At 58.5% G+C, this 15,635-nt stretch carries 15 protein-coding genes; 13 read left to right on the top strand and 2 right to left on the bottom strand.

Annotated elements, in window-relative coordinates; translation table 11 throughout:
- The 13 genes from V1290_RS07755 to V1290_RS07695 all read left to right on the top strand — a co-directional run bounded on the left by V1290_RS07755 (position 1) and on the right by V1290_RS07695 (position 13,000).
- Positions 1-906, top strand: a complete 906-nt coding sequence (locus V1290_RS07755) for an NAD-dependent epimerase/dehydratase family protein (protein ID WP_334363846.1) — start codon at positions 1-3, stop codon at positions 904-906.
- Positions 879-2,057, top strand: a complete 1,179-nt coding sequence (locus V1290_RS07750; RefSeq protein WP_334363845.1) for a class I SAM-dependent methyltransferase — start codon at positions 879-881, stop codon at positions 2,055-2,057. Before V1290_RS07755 ends, V1290_RS07750 begins: the two co-directional genes overlap by 28 nt.
- Before the next feature lie 87 nt (positions 2,058-2,144).
- Positions 2,145-2,843 (top strand): cephalosporin hydroxylase family protein, encoded by a 699-nt coding sequence (locus V1290_RS07745; protein ID WP_442895049.1) that lies wholly within the window; start codon positions 2,145-2,147, stop codon positions 2,841-2,843.
- A 58-nt stretch (positions 2,844-2,901) separates the two neighbouring features.
- Complete coding sequence (locus V1290_RS07740) at positions 2,902-3,738, top strand: methyltransferase domain-containing protein (protein WP_334363842.1); 837 nt, start codon at positions 2,902-2,904, stop codon at positions 3,736-3,738.
- Positions 3,739-3,776: 38 nt separating this feature from the next.
- Entirely contained in the window at positions 3,777-4,550 is a 774-nt protein-coding gene (gene rfbF / locus V1290_RS07735) for a glucose-1-phosphate cytidylyltransferase (RefSeq protein WP_334363841.1), read from the top strand.
- 5 nt (positions 4,551-4,555) lie between these two features.
- Entirely contained in the window at positions 4,556-5,821 is a 1,266-nt protein-coding gene (locus tag V1290_RS07730; protein ID WP_334363840.1) for a class I SAM-dependent methyltransferase, read from the top strand.
- Positions 5,811-6,821 (top strand): glycosyltransferase family 2 protein, encoded by a 1,011-nt coding sequence (locus tag V1290_RS07725; RefSeq protein ID WP_334363839.1) that lies wholly within the window; start codon positions 5,811-5,813, stop codon positions 6,819-6,821. Before V1290_RS07730 ends, V1290_RS07725 begins: the two co-directional genes overlap by 11 nt.
- A 12-nt stretch (positions 6,822-6,833) precedes the next feature.
- Complete coding sequence (locus V1290_RS07720) at positions 6,834-8,228, top strand: glycosyltransferase family 4 protein (RefSeq protein ID WP_334363838.1); 1,395 nt, start codon at positions 6,834-6,836, stop codon at positions 8,226-8,228.
- Positions 8,229-8,306: 78 nt separating this feature from the next.
- Positions 8,307-9,404: a CDP-glucose 4,6-dehydratase gene (rfbG, locus tag V1290_RS07715; protein WP_334363837.1), complete on the top strand. Its 1,098-nt coding sequence runs from the start codon at positions 8,307-8,309 to the stop codon at positions 9,402-9,404.
- Positions 9,391-10,332 carry an NAD-dependent epimerase/dehydratase family protein gene (locus tag V1290_RS07710; protein ID WP_334363836.1) on the top strand — a complete coding sequence of 314 codons (942 nt, stop codon included), beginning with the start codon at positions 9,391-9,393 and terminating at the stop codon, positions 10,330-10,332. Before rfbG ends, V1290_RS07710 begins: the two co-directional genes overlap by 14 nt.
- An 8-nt stretch (positions 10,333-10,340) precedes the next feature.
- Positions 10,341-11,255 carry an alpha-1,2-fucosyltransferase gene (locus tag V1290_RS07705; RefSeq protein ID WP_334363835.1) on the top strand — a complete coding sequence of 305 codons (915 nt, stop codon included), beginning with the start codon at positions 10,341-10,343 and terminating at the stop codon, positions 11,253-11,255.
- Between the two features lie 45 nt (positions 11,256-11,300).
- Positions 11,301-12,044 (top strand): class I SAM-dependent methyltransferase, encoded by a 744-nt coding sequence (locus V1290_RS07700; RefSeq protein ID WP_334363834.1) that lies wholly within the window; start codon positions 11,301-11,303, stop codon positions 12,042-12,044.
- Between the two features lie 119 nt (positions 12,045-12,163).
- Positions 12,164-13,000: a glycosyltransferase family 2 protein gene (locus V1290_RS07695; protein ID WP_334368961.1), complete on the top strand. Its 837-nt coding sequence runs from the start codon at positions 12,164-12,166 to the stop codon at positions 12,998-13,000.
- Between the two features lie 425 nt (positions 13,001-13,425).
- Here the strand turns inward: V1290_RS07695 and fcl are convergent, their stop codons facing one another.
- Positions 13,426-14,382, bottom strand: a complete 957-nt coding sequence (gene fcl / locus V1290_RS07690; RefSeq protein ID WP_334363833.1) for a GDP-L-fucose synthase — start codon at positions 14,380-14,382, stop codon at positions 13,426-13,428.
- Positions 14,363-15,442 (bottom strand): GDP-mannose 4,6-dehydratase, encoded by a 1,080-nt coding sequence (gene gmd, locus V1290_RS07685; protein WP_334363831.1) that lies wholly within the window; start codon positions 15,440-15,442, stop codon positions 14,363-14,365. Before gmd ends, fcl begins: the two co-directional genes overlap by 20 nt.
- Positions 15,443-15,635 lie beyond the last annotated feature (193 nt).

The following is a 15,635-nucleotide window of genomic DNA, read 5'->3' as shown; positions in this document are numbered from 1 at the left end:
ATGCGTGTGATTGTCACGGGTGCTTCGGGTTTCATCGGACGGCAGGCGGTGGCGGCGCTGCATGCTTTGGGTCATTCGGTGATCGCCGTAGGTCGGGGCAGTCCCCCGTCGGACGATTGCCAGTGGATCAAGGCGGATCTACTGGCACCGGGTGGGGTCGAAGCGATCGCAAATAGCGCATCCGCCGATGTGCTGCTCCATTTGGCATGGACGACGCGTCATGGTTTATACTGGAATGATCTGGTCAATCTGGAATGGTTGTCGGCAACTGTCGAACTTGTGACCGCGCTGGCGAAACGCGGAACACGTCGGGTTTGTGTCGCCGGTACATGCTTCGAGTATGACTGGCCTGAAGACAGGGATTGCGACGAGGTTCACACGAACACGGCAACTCATACGCTGTATGACGCAGCAAAATCATCTTGCAATCGGGTCCTGGCCCAGATCACGCGCCAGATGGGAGTGTCCTTTTCATGGGCAAGGTTGTTTTACCTGTATGGCCCCGCTGAACATCCTGAGCGGCTTGTCGCTTCAGTTTGCCGGGCCGTGCTCGCCGGTGAAAAGGCCCGATGCTCGTCCGGATGGGCCATGCGCGATTTCATGGACGTGAGAGATGCCGGTGCAGCATTGGCGCGGCTGGCGGTCTCACACATTGAGGGGCCTGTTAATATAGCCTCTGGCGAGGCTGTTCTGATTCGGGACGTAGTACTCGCCATCGGCAAGCTTGCGGAGCGTCCAGATCTGATTGCACTCGGCGAAATTCCAGACCGCCCCGGCGATCCCCCTCGCATCTCGGCCTGCATCGCCCGGCTCCGGCAGGAAGTCCGGTGTGAGCCGGCGCATTCGCTCGAACAGGGCTTGCGCAATGCATTGAGCTATTGGCAGGAAAGAAGAGCATCTCAATGACCGTCACATGTCCAGTCTGCCTGTCTTCCATTCATCAGCAGTTGTTCGATCCGCAAGACGTGCCGGTCATGATGCATCGCCTCTACGCGACCGCAGAGCAGGCTCGCGGGGCGCAGATAGCTACACTTGACCTTCACCGCTGTCGCTCGTGCGGCTTTGTCTGGAATGCGGCCTTCGATCCGACTAAGCTTCAGTATGACGAAAGCTACGAGAACAACCAGGGGCACTCCAAGGTTTTCTGGGAGCATATGTTGGCGCGTGCCGATGCGGTGCTGAAGGCAGTGCCGCCAGGTGAGCCGGTCAGCTATCTGGAAGTTGGTTGTGGTCAGGGAACATTTCTAACCTGCGTTGCGCAAAGGGCAGGCTCACGTCTTCAAAGCGCCAATGGCTTCGATCCTGCCTATCGGGGACCTGTCACACCCCCCGCACGCTTCTACAAGAATTACTTTGATCGATCGACAGCGGGGTTGCTGCAGGATCGGCCCAACGTGGTGGTAAGTCGTCACACCATCGAACACGTGCCTGATCCGGTCACCTTCCTTCGGTCGATACGCAACGCGCTAGGCAACGATTCGAGTGCCGCAATCTGCGTCGAAACCCCGGATGTGGAGTGGATTATCGCGAATGGCGCGATCCAGGATTTCTTCTACGAGCACTGCTCGATCTTCACGCCGCAGGCGCTGGATTTTGCGCTTCGTCGCTCGGGCTTTCAAAATCCGCGGGTCGAGCGGGTCTTTGGGGGGCAATATCTATGGGCTGAAGCACATGCCGGAAGTTCGGATGCCGAGGGTCTTGATGGCGGCCTAGCAGAAATTCGCAATCTCAAGAGTGCGTTCATCGAGAGATGGCGAGATCGCGTTAGTGCCGCAAGGGCGGCAGGTCGGGTTGCACTTTGGGGTGCGGGTGCAAAGGGTGTGACCTTCACTCTGCTAGTCGATCCGGCGGGCGAGCTCATCGATCATGCCGTCGACATCAATCCGGAGAAGCAAGGCCATTTCCTGCCGATTTCCGGACTGCCCGTAATCTCTCCTGCGGCCTCTAGCTCGCTCAACCCGACGACAATTTTCGTCATGAATCCGCTCTATCTCGGCGAGATAGCCGATGCGGCAGCTGCCGCAGGCATTTCCGGCGAGCTCGTTCCCATAAATTGAGATTGTTACCATTCACGAAGACGAAAGGCGCGAGCCGTGAACGAATATCTGGCATTCGCAAGGCAACGCAAGCGTGAGATCGAAGCTATGGCCGACGATACGGAGTTGCATCGCATCTCGAGCAACTGGATGAACCATGCCCAAGCGGCGCGGTATCCGTATCACTTCGAATGGCTCGGCCGGCCAGTGATCCAATATCCCCAGGACATCATCGCGACGCAGGAACTCATCTGGTCGGTCAAGCCAGATCTGATCATCGAAACGGGCATCGCTCACGGTGGATCTTTGATTTTTTCTGCGTCAATGCTGGAATTGAGCGCGATCTGTGGTGGGCCACAGGATGCGCAAGTGCTTGGTATCGATATCGACATTCGCGCGCATAACCGCTCGGCAATCGAAGCTCATCCGATGGCCCGGCGCATTTCGATGATTGAGGGATCGAGTATTGCGCCCGAGGTGGTGGCCGAGGTCAGCGCCAGGGCCGCGGGCAAGAGGAGCGTACTCGTTCTTCTCGATAGCAATCATACCCACGATCATGTGCTTGCCGAACTTGATGCCTATGCCCGCCTTGCGTCGATCGGAAGCTATTGTGTCGTCTTCGACACGGTAATTGAAGATATGCCCGATGATACGTTCTCCGATAGGCCGTGGAGCAGGGGCAACAATGCGAAAACCGCAGTATGGGAATTTCTCAAGCTTCACCCGGAATTTGAAATCGACAAGAGCATACAGCATAAGCTGCTGATCACCGTGGCACCGGACGGGTACCTCAAGCGCGTCAGTTAGCTCTGATCGGAGCCAGTGGTCGTATGAAGCGTGCACAACATTTAAGGATATAAGCAGGGTGACCAGCACCTCCGTCATCGGACAATTCGTTAGCGACCTGAAGGACTCGAAGTGGGCTTTCTTGCGGAAGCTTAGCGCTGTATACAGGGCCCAAGCGATGCTCTCTCTTCTTGAAGAGAGAGCAACCGTCTCGGTAGCCGAGGCTCGCGAATTTAATTCGCGTTCGCGGGATAAATGGGTGGCTGACCGCGCGAGATCCGTCTTGCCAGGATCGCGTGTTCTGGACGTTGGCGCGGGCACAGCGCCCTATCGGAACCTGTTCGAGCATTGCAAATACGAGACTCAGGATTTTGCGGAGTATGACGGCTACAAGGGCGCCGAAGGACAGTACGCTCACATTGATTACGTTTCGGACATCACAGATGTTCCAGTGCCGGACGCCAGCTTTGACGTCATCTTGTGCACTGAAGTTCTGGAGCACGTTCCACGCCCGATCGAATCGCTCCGCGAAATGATAAGAATTACCAAACCGGGTGGGAGACTATTCCTGACCGCGCCTCTGGGATCAGGACTTCATCAGGAGCCTTATCATTTCTACGGAGGCTATACTGACCATTGGTATCGCAAGTTTCTGACTGAGTTTGGTTGCGAGATTGTTTCGATCGAGCCGAACCACGGATTTTTTGCGCACTTGGCTCAGGAATGTGCCAGATCTAGTTGGCAATTTGATCGACTTAATCTCGATCACGGGGGGTATGAAGAGGAATTTGTCCGCCTGATAGGGGACGTTCTGCCGCGCTATTTTTATGAACTCGACAAGAAAATTCTGTTGAAGGAATTCACGATTGGCTTCCACGTGGAAGCAAAGCGGAAGCAAGTCAATTCTCAAGCTTGAAGAGTCGCGGCCGCGCAAACTGAATAGGCAGGTGGATCGTGAAAGTTGTCATTCTCGCAGGTGGTATGGGCACCCGAATCTCGGAAGAGACCTTGGTGCGACCTAAGCCGATGATCGAAATCGGCGGAAGACCGATCTTGTGGCACATCATGAAGCTGTATGCGCATCACGGACTCACGGATTTCGTGATCTGCCTCGGCTACAAGGGCTACATGATCAAGGAATACTTCATGAACTTCGTGCTGCATCATTCCGATGTCACCATCGATGCGACGAAGAATAACGTGACCTATCATCAGAGCAGTGTCGAGCCCTGGCGGATCACGCTCGTGGATACCGGCGAGACGACGTTGACCGGCGGGCGCCTCAAGCGGGTGCACAAATATCTCGATCCGCAGGAGCCGTTCTGCTTCACCTACGGTGACGGTCTGTCCGATATCGATATCACGGCTTCCATTGCCTTTCACCGCAGTCACGGAAAACAGGCGACGGTGACTGCTGTGCGGCCGCCAGGACGTTATGGTGCGTTGGAGATCGACGGATCGACGGTGAAATCCTTCGTCGAGAAGCCGCCTGGCGACAATGCCTACATCAATGGCGGCTTCTTTGTACTCAACCCCGCGGTGATCGACCGGATCGAGGGCGACAAGACATCGTGGGAGTCGACCCCGCTTGAGGCGCTTGCCAGGGACGAACAGCTATGCGCTCATCGGCACTATGGCTTCTGGCAGCCGATGGACACGCTTCGCGACAAGATGATGCTTGAGGAGCTCTGGCAGGCTGGTCGCGCGCCTTGGCGGCTGTGGAACTGAACTGGATGGCTGCAAACCCGCCGGCATGTCGGTCTTGTGGCGCGCCGCTGACAGCGGTGCTCATCGACCTCGGTATGACGCCGATCTCGAATGCGTTTGTTCGTGCCGATCAGGCTTCGTTTAGTGAACGATTTTATCCACTGAAGAGCTTTGTGTGTGATCGCTGCTGGTTGGTGCAGCTTGAGGACTTCGAGACGCCGGAGACGCACTTTCACGGCGAATATGTTTATTTTTCGTCGTTTTCGGACAGTTGGCTCGCTCACGCACGCGCATTTGTCGAAAGGGCAATCGCTCGCTTCGCGCTCGATGCAAGCTCCCGCGTCGTCGAAGTCGGCAGCAATGATGGGTATCTGCTGCAGTATTTCGTTCAGAGAGGCATACCTTGCCTCGGTGTGGATCCCGCAGCCAACTGCGCTAAAGCGGCGCGGGATTTGCGGCGTGTGCCGACCGAGGTCGCTTTCTTTGGTTCGAGGGCGGCCACGAGGTTGCGCGCAGAGGGCGGTGCTGCGGACTTGATCATCGCCAACAACGTGCTTGCCCACGTGCCCGACATCAACGACTTCGTCGCCGGTTTCAAAATTCTGCTCAGTGAGCAGGGGGTAGCGACGTTCGAGTTTCCGCATGTCCTCGAAATGATCCGCAACGTCGAGTTCGACACCATTTACCACGAGCACTATTCATATTTGTCGCTACTGGCGCTGGAACCCTTATTCGGGCGGCATGGATTGCAGCTCATCGATGTGGAGCGCTTGTCGACCCATGGTGGATCGCTTCGCCTCTATGTCGCGCATGCCGGTCGTGTCGTCGCGTCCGAGGCCATCAAGCAACTGAAGCAGGAAGAGATCCAGGCGGGACTGGACCGCCTCGCCACGTACGAGGCCTTCGGGCATCGCGTTCGGAAGCTGAAGCGGTCGTTGCTGCGCCTGTTGATTGGGCTGATCGAGGAAGGAAAATCGATCGCGGCGTATGGCGCGCCTGCGAAGGGCAATACGCTGCTCAACTACTGCGGAGTTGGTCGCGACATTATCGGCTTCACTGTCGATCGCAATGTCCATAAGCAAGGTCTGCTGTTGCCGGGAACACGAATCCCGGTTCTCGCTCCCGATGAGATCGCAAAACGGCGGCCCGACTACGTTCTCATTCTGCCGTGGAACCTGCGGGAGGAAATCGTAGCGCAAATCAATCAGATCCCCGATTGGACGGGCCGATTCATCATTCCTGTGCCCGAGCCCCTGATCCTGAACAGCCAGGGCAACACAAATGATGAATAGCCAAGGGGGCTACCCGACGGTCAGCGTTGTTTTGTCGGTGAAGAACGGCGGCCGTGATTTACCGCAGGCGCTCGGGACGATTCTTGACCAGTCGTTCGCCGACTTCGAGCTAATCGCGATTGATAATGGCTCGACCGACGAGACCGGCCCCTATTTGGACAGCATTACCGATCCACGCGTTCGCGTTTTCCATCAGACCGACGCTGGTCTCGCCGGAGCGCTCAACCGCGGTATCTCGCTAGCACGAGGGCGGTATGTCGCGAGGCAGGACCATGACGATCTCGCGGATCCGAGCCGGATAGCCAAGCAGGTCCAGTTTCTGGAGAGCCATCCTGAGCACGCCTTGATCGGCACGCGTGCCGAGATATGGGTAGGCGACAAACCAAGCGGCCGTTTTCATGACCACCCTACGGAAGACGAGATCCTTCGATTTGATCTTATCTTCAACAATCCCTTTGTGCACTCTTCGGTGATGATACGAAAATCGGCGCTCGATCGTGTCGGGGTATACACAACTGATCCTGCGCGGCAGCCGCCCGAAGACTATGAACTGTGGTCCCGCATTTCGCGACAATATCGCGTAGCCAATTTGCCCGAGCGGTTGACTATCTACCGGGAGGTTCCCTCCAGCATGTCGCGGGCCGGCGCCCAGCCATTTCTGCAGAAGCTCGTCACAATTTCGTCGGAGAATCTGGCGTACGCAACCGGAGTTGCGGAGCCTGAACAGGTTCACGTGGACATTGCCGCGCTCGTTCACGGAGCAGAGGCCCTGGTTTCGCCGAAACCGGACGTTGAAGGCATGTGCGCCGTCCTGGCGGAGGCGGGACATAGGATCGGTGGAGGTCAACCCAAGCCTGAGCTCGCGCAACGGATACTTCACGCGCAGGCTCAGATCCGCCATCGGTTCATGCTTCGGCAGCAGCCGGGCTATGGCCTGGTGTGGCGTGCAGCGCGTAATATCCGAGGCCATTTGCGCCGTTTGATACCGGCCGCGCGTTGAGGGGAGTTAACGATGAAGCTTCTCTTCTGCTGCGAGAGCTATTGGCCCCACCAGGGAGGGGTGCAGGTAGTTATGCGCCAGATCGCCGAGCGGATGGCGGCAGCAGGGCACGAAGTGAGTGTGGCGACGCGCGTCCATCCCGATCGAAAGACGAAACATCACAATGGCGTCCACATCCACGACTTTGAGGTGAGCGGAAATCTTGTAACCGGTATTCGAGGGGAGGTTGATCGGTACCGGCAATTACTCACCAGCTTCGATGGTGATGCCATTTTGATCAAGGCGGCACAGCAGTGGAGTTTCGATGCGCTGTGGCCTGTCCTCGACCAGATCAAGGCGCGGAAGGTGTTCGTTCCGTGTGGCTTCTCCAGTTTCTATGAGCCCTCCTTCAAGAGCTATTTCCAGCAGCTTCCGGATATTCTGCGAAAGTTCGATCATCTCATCTTCTACGCAGAGCACTATCGCGACATCGATTTCGCCCGGGCAAGCGGGATCACGAGCTTTTCGATCATTCCCAACGGAGCCAGCGAAGTGGAGTTCGCACGCGAAACGCGCCGAGACGGCCGCTTGCGGCGAGAGCTTGGCATCCCCACGACCGATCTGGTTTTCCTGACCGTGGGCGCGCCCATAAACGCCAAGGGCCACGAGACTGTCGCAGAGGCCTTTGCGCAGGTCGATACTGCTGGTCGAGATGCAACGTTGATTCTCAATGGCAACTGGCCACCGCCGGGCACCCGGTTCAGGAGCGATCACTTCCGGGCTGTCTTACAGCGCTTTGCCAGCCTGAACTCAATGCGGAAGGGTGTTCGGCTGTTCCGCGAGGCGGGAATGAGAGGCGTGATCGACCGACTCTTTCCCAAGCCGCCGGATGAGCTGACCAGGATTGCGACAGTTGCTCCGGCGCTGCCGGCGAGTACGGATAGCCCGCAGCCCACCCCTTCTGCTCCACGCTCCGCTCCCGCCAAAAAAACCGTGCTCCGCCTCGATCTGCCACGTCACAAGGTCGTTGACGCTTTCTTCGAGGCTGATCTCTTTGTTTTCGCGTCAAAAGTCGAATACTCGCCGCTGGTCTTGTTCGAATCTGCTGCGGCCGGAACGCCGTTTCTCACCGTGCCCGCCGGAAATGCCGGTGAAATCGTTCGCTGGACGGGAGGTGGATGGCTGTGCCCTGCCGATGCCGACGATCGCGGATATATCAAGGTTTCCCCATCGGTCTTGGCGCGCGAGATGGAGAAGGGTATCCATGCTCCGGACCGTCTGCGCGAACTCGGTGACGCCGGCCGTCGGGCTTGGCGCGAACGCTTCACCTGGTCGAAGATAGCGCATTCCTATGAACGCGTTTTGCGTGGAGAAACAGTAGTGTCGCCGATGTACCCTGAAGCGGCTGAGAGGGCGGTCAACGGATGAGAAAGTCTATCCATCAAGAGGGGCCATCGGTCAACGCTGGTGCTTCGCTTTGTTTCTTCTCATGAGATGTTGCGTTCGATGACGATCGATCCTCACCTGCTCGACTTCGAAGTACCGCTGAAACAAGAGCGGATATTCGTAACGGGGCACAGCGGCTTTACGGGCAGCTGGCTTGTGAGCTGGCTCAAGCTTATCGGTTGCAAGATTGCCGGGCTGGCGCTTGAACCTGCTACCGAACCTAATTTGTTTTTTGCAGCAAATGTGGCTGAGGGAATCGACTCGACCATTGGTGACATCCGGGATCTCACCACGGTGCGTGAAGCGATCGAGCGCCACCGACCATCAGTGATCATCCATCTGGCAGCACAGCCGCTGGTGTCCCGTTCCTTTGCTGACCCGGTCGAAACGTTCGCCGTCAACGCGATCGGAACTGCGCACGTGCTCGAATCGGCGCGGAACACGTCTAGTGTCAAGGCGGTCGTCTGCATCACAACTGACAAGGTCTATCACGACCAGGACTGGCCATGGGGATATCGCGAACAGGATCCGCTCGGCGGGAAGGATCCATATAGCGCTTCCAAGGCCTGCGCCGAGCTGATTGCAGCCTCTTATCGTGCGACGCTGGCCGAGCGGGGCAACGGTGTGCTGATCGCGAACGCGAGGGGCGGCAATATTATCGGCGGCGGAGACTGGTCTGCCGATCGAATCGTGCCAGACTTTGTCCGCGCTGTGACCGCAGGCCAGCCGATTTCGTTGCGCAATCCGGGAGCGGTTCGTCCTTGGCAGCATGTGATGGCCCTTGTTCACGGTTACCTTGTCCTTGCAGCCCGTCTGTTGAGTGGAGATCGCATGGCCGCGGATAATTGGAACTTCGGTCCCCGCGACGAGGCCGCTCGGACCGTTCGGGATTTGGTCGAGCAACTCGGCGGTGTCTGGACTGAACCGGAAGTTAGTTATGCATCCGGCAGTTTCCCCGAAACGCGCTTCCTCCATCTCGACAGTACCAAGGCGCGGACCCTGCTAGGCTGGACGCCTCCCTTATTGTTTGAGGACACCGTCGAGCTGACCGCTGGTTGGTATCGCGATTTTGCGGCCAATCCGGCGGAGGCCTCGAACATTACGGTTCGGCAGATTGAACACTATCGCAACGCCCTGAGGAATCATGCCGCCTGCTAGCGCTCTCATCACTGGTGCCACGGGCTTCATTGGCGCTCATCTCGTCGCTCGCCTCCTATCGGAGGGCAGCCGCGTGACCGTTCTGGCAAGATCGTCCAGCGCACTGCCGCTGGAGTGGCGCGATCGTGTCAGTGTCATTACGTCCGATGATTTCAGCGAGCGGGGTTTGCGGCGGGTGCTTCACGCGCCTGTCGAGACGATATTCCATTTGGCCGCCTATGGCGTCCGACCGAACCACCGCGACATCGGTGAAATGATGGCCATCAACGTCGGGTTGCCTGCTATTTTGGTCCGGCTATGCGCTGAATGGCACGCTCGGATGATCATGGCAGGTACCTTTTCGGAATACGGCCGCCCTTCGAGCCAGGACCTTCTTACGGAAAGCTCGCCGCTGGAGCAAGGCAAGCTTTATGGTTCGTCAAAAGCCGCCGGCGGTCTCATGGCAAGCGCGATCGCTAACGGCAGCGGCACCGGGTTCCGGCTGTTGCGGCTCTTCAAAGTCTATGGTGCGGGTGAAGCGCCTCATCGCCTGCTGCCGACGCTGTTCAGCGGATTGATAAAACGCGAGCGTGTGGCGATATCGACCGGAACGCAAATCCTCGACTTTGTCTACATTGACGATGTTGTCGAAGCGCTGTTGCGCGCCGACGCGCATTGCCGCGAGCAAGGCGGTATCGCGACTTGGAACGTTGCGACGGGCCGCGGCCATTCAGTGCGGGAGTTCGCCGAACGCGTCGCAGCGGCAATGCATGCGGATGCTTCGCTGCTTGGCTTCGGTGCGATCGACATGCGGAAGGATGACGAACCCTGGCTGGTTGGCTCGCCCTATCTGCTTCGTTCAGAACTCGGCTGGCAGCCCTCGACAGAACTAGATGAAGGTGTCCGCGCTGCGGTCGCGACACATTACCGGTCCCAGGGACAAGGATGAACGGCCACGTGATTACGGTGTCCCTGATTGGCGGACTGGGCAATCAGATGTTTCAGTACGCAGCCGGCAAGGCGCTCGCCGAACGCCATGGCGTCGGACTTGCGCTTGACCTCAGCGGTTTCCGTAATTATTCGGACCGCTCCTTCCTGTTGGAGCGCCTGCGCGTGCCGGAGACAGTCGTTTCGCTGGCCCAGTCCAAGGCCGCGGAGAAAGATCAAAAGCAATTTGCGCGCGCACTGTGGAAAGGGCGAGTCGATAGGCTGCTTGGCTTGGCCGGCCTGCCGAAACTTGCATCTTCGCCACAGGAGTATCGAGAGCCGCATTTCCACTACGACCCGGCTTTCGAAGCGCTTGGCCCACGAACTGTGCTGTTTGGCTATTTCCAAAGCGAGCGTTACTTTGGCTGCATCGCTGAAAGGTTGCGCGACTGGTTTTCTCCCCGAGAACCCTTGAGCGACGCGGCCGCGGAAGTGCTCGCCCGCATCGAATGCAGCCGGCTATCCGTATCGACGCATGTCCGCCGGGGCGACTACCTCAATCCCGGAACCGCAGAATTCCACGGCATCTTGGGCGAACGGTATTATCGCCAGGCGCTCGATCGGCTCGAGGCGGGGATCGGTCAGGAATCGACATTGTTCGTGTTTTCCGATGATCCGACCGCGGCGGAGGAGGTTCTGAATTTCGTGCCGAAATCGCGGCTGGTCCATGTCCGGGGCGATCCGCAGCGGCCTTGGGAGGACATGGCACTGATGGCACGTTGCCGGCACCATATCATCGCCAACAGTTCCTTTAGCTGGTGGGGCGCTTGGCTCAATCGCTCGCCGGACAAGGTCGTCATCGCGCCGCGCGCCTGGTTTGCGCCGAATGAATTGAAGAAGCTCAATACACATGATCTTTACCCCCCCGGGTGGGTCTTGGTCTGATCATTCGCGACAATAACTCTTTCAACTCGCAACGAGAGTATCGCAGTGCCACTAACAGCTCGCTCGATCATTCATTTGTTACGTCGGAAAGCAAAAAAAATTGCAGACGCAACAACACCGGAACTGACACGCTCCTGGCCTGATCCTGTCCGGAATCCCGGCGCGGCCGAGTTCGAGGTTGATCTCTGGAGTCTGTCGGGCTTTCTGCTGGAAAGGGTCGTGCCTGTGGTGGGTGTCCACCCATACCCGGTTAACGAGTTGCTGCTCATGACTGCCGCAGCGTGCCGGCTGAAGCCGTCAGTGATATTTGATTGGGGAACGCATATTGGCGTTTCTGCCAGGGTTTTTTACGAATGCGACCGGGCGTTCAAGTTCGGATATGAAATTCATTCGATTGATCTGCCGCCGGACGCCACTCACGTCGAACATCCCGGCCAGGAGCACGGCTTCCTCGTTCGCGGTCTAGACAAGGTCCATCTGCATCGGGGCAACGGCGTTGAGGTTGCACTCGACCTTTGGCAGAAACTCGGGCAACCGAAGCGGCCGCTATTCTTCGTCGATGGCGATCACGCCTACGAGTCCGTTCGTACCGAGCTGGACCGGATCTTCTCGACTGTGCCGGACGCCAGCGCTCTTGCGCACGATACGTTCTTCCAATCGGCAGAGTCGAAGTATAACGTCGGACCCGCGCGCGCCATCGACGAAATCGTCGCAAAGTACCCGTCCCGCTTCAAGGTCATCAACTCCGGGCTTGGGTTGCCAGGTATGACGTTGCTTGCGAGCATTTGAGACGAGTTCTTGTCGGTAGCCGCATGGTATCGCTTTGAATTCTAAACCCCAGCGCGTACGCTTTGCACGTGCACACAAAAGTCAACACTGTGGCACACCTCCCACTCGTTTCTATCATTATGTCGATGCGGAACAGCGCATCGACGGTAGCAGACGCGATCCGGTCGGTTCAACTGCAGGCACTGCAGGATTGGGAGATGATCGTCGTGGACGACGGCTCCAGTGATCAGAGTAGTGCGATCGTTGAGGGCTTCGGCGATGAGCGCATTCGAATCGTTCGCGAGCATTGTTCTGCCGGACTTGCGTTGCGGCTCAATCAGGCGGTAGCCCTAAGCAGAGGCGAATTTATTGCTCGCATGGATGCGGATGATATTTGCTTCCCGGACCGATTGGTCCACCAGATTGAGCGACTGCAGCGTGACCCGCAGATCGATCTTCTCGGGTGCGGGGCGGTGGTGTTCACCAGCAGCGGCGAGCTCATTGGCGAAATGCCGATCGGGCGCACCCACAAGGACATAATCGCGCGACCGTTTGTCGGTTTTCCTCTTCCTCACCCAACTTGGTGCGGACGAACGGCTTGGTTCCGCCGCCATCCATATGATTCCAAGCCTACCTATGCCGAGGACCAGGATCTGTTGCTACGAAACTTCCGGCACAGTAAGTTTGCCGGGCTCGACACGATCTTACTCGGGTATCGCCAGGACCGACTCACGCTTAGGAAATTGTTGCCTGGGCGCGCAGCACTCATTGGCGCGTCATGGCGTTACGGCCTTCGGGAAGGGAAAATCCTTCCTGCCCTTGCCGGGATTGCCGGCCACGTCATCAAAGGGGCAGTGGACGTCGCCACTGTCGGCTCGGGAATCAACCGGCCGATGCAGCGGAAGCGCTTAAAGCCGGTTTCCCATTCTACGATGCTCAGGTGGAAGAGCGTTCAAGAAAATCTGAATTCTCTTTGAACCTAGCTGCGCCCCCAACCTGATGCGCCGAAATGGAAGGTATCTCAGGCCGGTTTCGGCGTGACCTCGTGCCGCTTGTTAGGCGGGTGGGGCGCCTGTCCTTAACTCGTTCCTCTGAGCGCGATTTCTGAGCGAGATCGTTTGCTAGTCGCGCATCGGCAACAGAAGATGCACACCTCTAATAACGCGGGCGGAGAGGTCGGGACTAAAGAAGCGGATGGATTCTTGCGCGCGCAGCTATCGTTGCGGCACATGCGCTCAGAGGTGCTTCTCGCGTCTGACCAGGAAATCAAAAGTGGAGAGACTAGATTAGCTGCTCACTACCAATCTTTTCCACTTCCGGTTTCTGCAAGCAGTTCTCCACTCTTCCGGACCGTTAAAGTTAGCTGGTGATAGCGGAGATGCGGCTCTCGCCACAGAAGTGACTAGTTCGTGGTCAATTTCGATTCGCTCACGTAGGCCTGATAGGCGAGCTTGATCCCATCTTCGAGCTTCGTGCTGGCGCGCCAGCCGAGTTTTGCCAAGCGGCTGACGTCGAGCAGCTTGCGCGGGGTGCCGTCCGGGCGCGAGGTATCAAAGCCGATCGCCCCGGTATAGCCGACGGTAGCCGCGACCACGCGGGCGAATTCGGCGATCGTGATGTCCTCGCCGGTGCCGATATTGACCAGCTCGCGATCCGAATAGGTCTTCATCAGGTGGATGCAGGCATCCGCCAGATCGTCGACATAGAGGAATTCGCGCCGCGGCGTCCCGGTGCCCCAGACCACGACTTTGTCAGCGCCGGCAACCTTGGCCTCGTGAAAGCGGCGGATCAGCGCGGCGACGACATGGCTGTATTCGGGATGATAATTGTCGCCGCGCCCATAAAGGTTGGTCGGCATCACGTTGATGAAGTCGGCGCCGTACTGGCTGCGATAGGCCTCCACCATCTTGATCCCGGCGATCTTGGCAATCGCATAGGGCTCGTTGGTCGGCTCCAGCGGCCCCGTCAGCATGGAATCCTCGCGCAGCGGCTGCGGCGCCAGCTTGGGGTAGATGCAGGAGGAGCCGAGGAACATCAGCTTCTCGGCGTCGTGGACATGCGCGGCATGGATCACGTTCGAAGCAATCGCCAGATTGTCGTAGAGGAATTCGGCGCGCAGCGTGTTGTTGGCGACGATGCCGCCGACCTTGGCGGCCGCCAGAAACACCACCTGGGGCCGGTTGGCGGCAAACCACGCATTGACCGCGGCCTGATTGCGCAGATCGACCTCATTGCGCGGCGGCGTCAGCAATTCGACGTCTTCTCGCGCCAGCCGGCGCACCAGCGCGGCGCCGACCATGCCGCGGTGGCCGGCGACGTAGACGGTCTTGCCCGTCAGCTCAAACGGCAGGCTTGCCATTGGCGACCTCCCGCCGCGCGTCTGTGAGATCGTTCGCGACCATTTCCTTGACCATCTGGGCGAACGACGTCTTGGGCTTCCAGCCCAGTTTCTCGCGCGCCTTGCTGGCATCGCCGACCAGAAGATCGACTTCGGTCGGCCGGAAATAGACCGGATCGATGCGGACCACGGTCTTGCCGGATTTGGTGTCGACGCCGGTCTCGTCGACGCCCTGGCCGCGCCACTCGATGCGGCGGCCGACTTCGGCGAACGCCAGTTCGACGAATTCGCGCACCGAACGGGTCTCGCCGGTCGCCAGCACGAAATCGTCGGGCGCATCCGCCTGCAGGATCTTGTGCATGCCCTCGATGTAGTCGCGCGCATGGCCCCAGTCGCGCTTGGCCTCGAGGTTGCCGAGATAGAGCGCCTCGTCGAGGCCGGCCTCGATGCGGGCGACGCTGCGGGTGATCTTGCGGGTGACGAACGTCTCGCCGCGGATCGGGCTCTCGTGGTTGAACAGGATGCCGTTCGAGGCAAACATGCCGTAGGCCTCGCGGTAATTGACCGTGATCCAGTAGCCGTACAGCTTGGCGACGCCGTAAGGCGAGCGCGGGTAGAACGGCGTGGTCTCCTTCTGCGGCACCTCCTGGACCAGGCCGTAGAGCTCCGAGGTCGAGGCCTGATAGAACCGCGTCTCCTTCTCCATGCCGAGGATGCGGATCGCCTCCAGCAGCCGCAGCACGCCGATGGCGTCGGCGTTGGCGGTGTATTCCGGGCTTTCGAAGCTGACGCCGACATGGCTCTGGGCGGCGAGGTTGTAGATCTCGGTCGGCCTGATCTGCTGCATCAGCCGGATCAGGTTGGTGGAGTCGGTCATGTCGCCGTAATGCAGCAGGAACGGCACCTTGCGGGAATGCGGGTCCTGGTAGAGGTGGTCGATCCGCGCGGTGTTGAACGAGGACGACCGCCGCTTGATGCCGTGGACTTCATAGCCGAGGCCGAGCAGATATTCGGCCAAGTAGGCACCGTCCTGACCGGTGACGCCGGTGATCAGCGCGACACGACGTTTTGAGGCGTTCACCAGTACTTCTCCATAGGTCCGCCAACACAACCTGCGTTTGGCATGATGTCGCTGCCGGTTCCAAATGGGCCGCGATCAGGTCCGGAGCGCCCGCTTGCGGCTCATAACATCTTGACATCTCGGATGTCCATGACCGAAGAAATTGTTGAATGAAGTGAATTGGAATGAGGTGAAAGGGGCAGTGTGGGGGCTG

The organism is Bradyrhizobium sp. AZCC 1578, assembly GCF_036924675.1.
Lineage (GTDB): Bacteria > Pseudomonadota > Alphaproteobacteria > Rhizobiales > Xanthobacteraceae > Bradyrhizobium.
The sequence above is the reverse complement of the archived record's forward strand: the minus strand, read 5'-3'. Positions and strand labels throughout refer to the sequence as shown.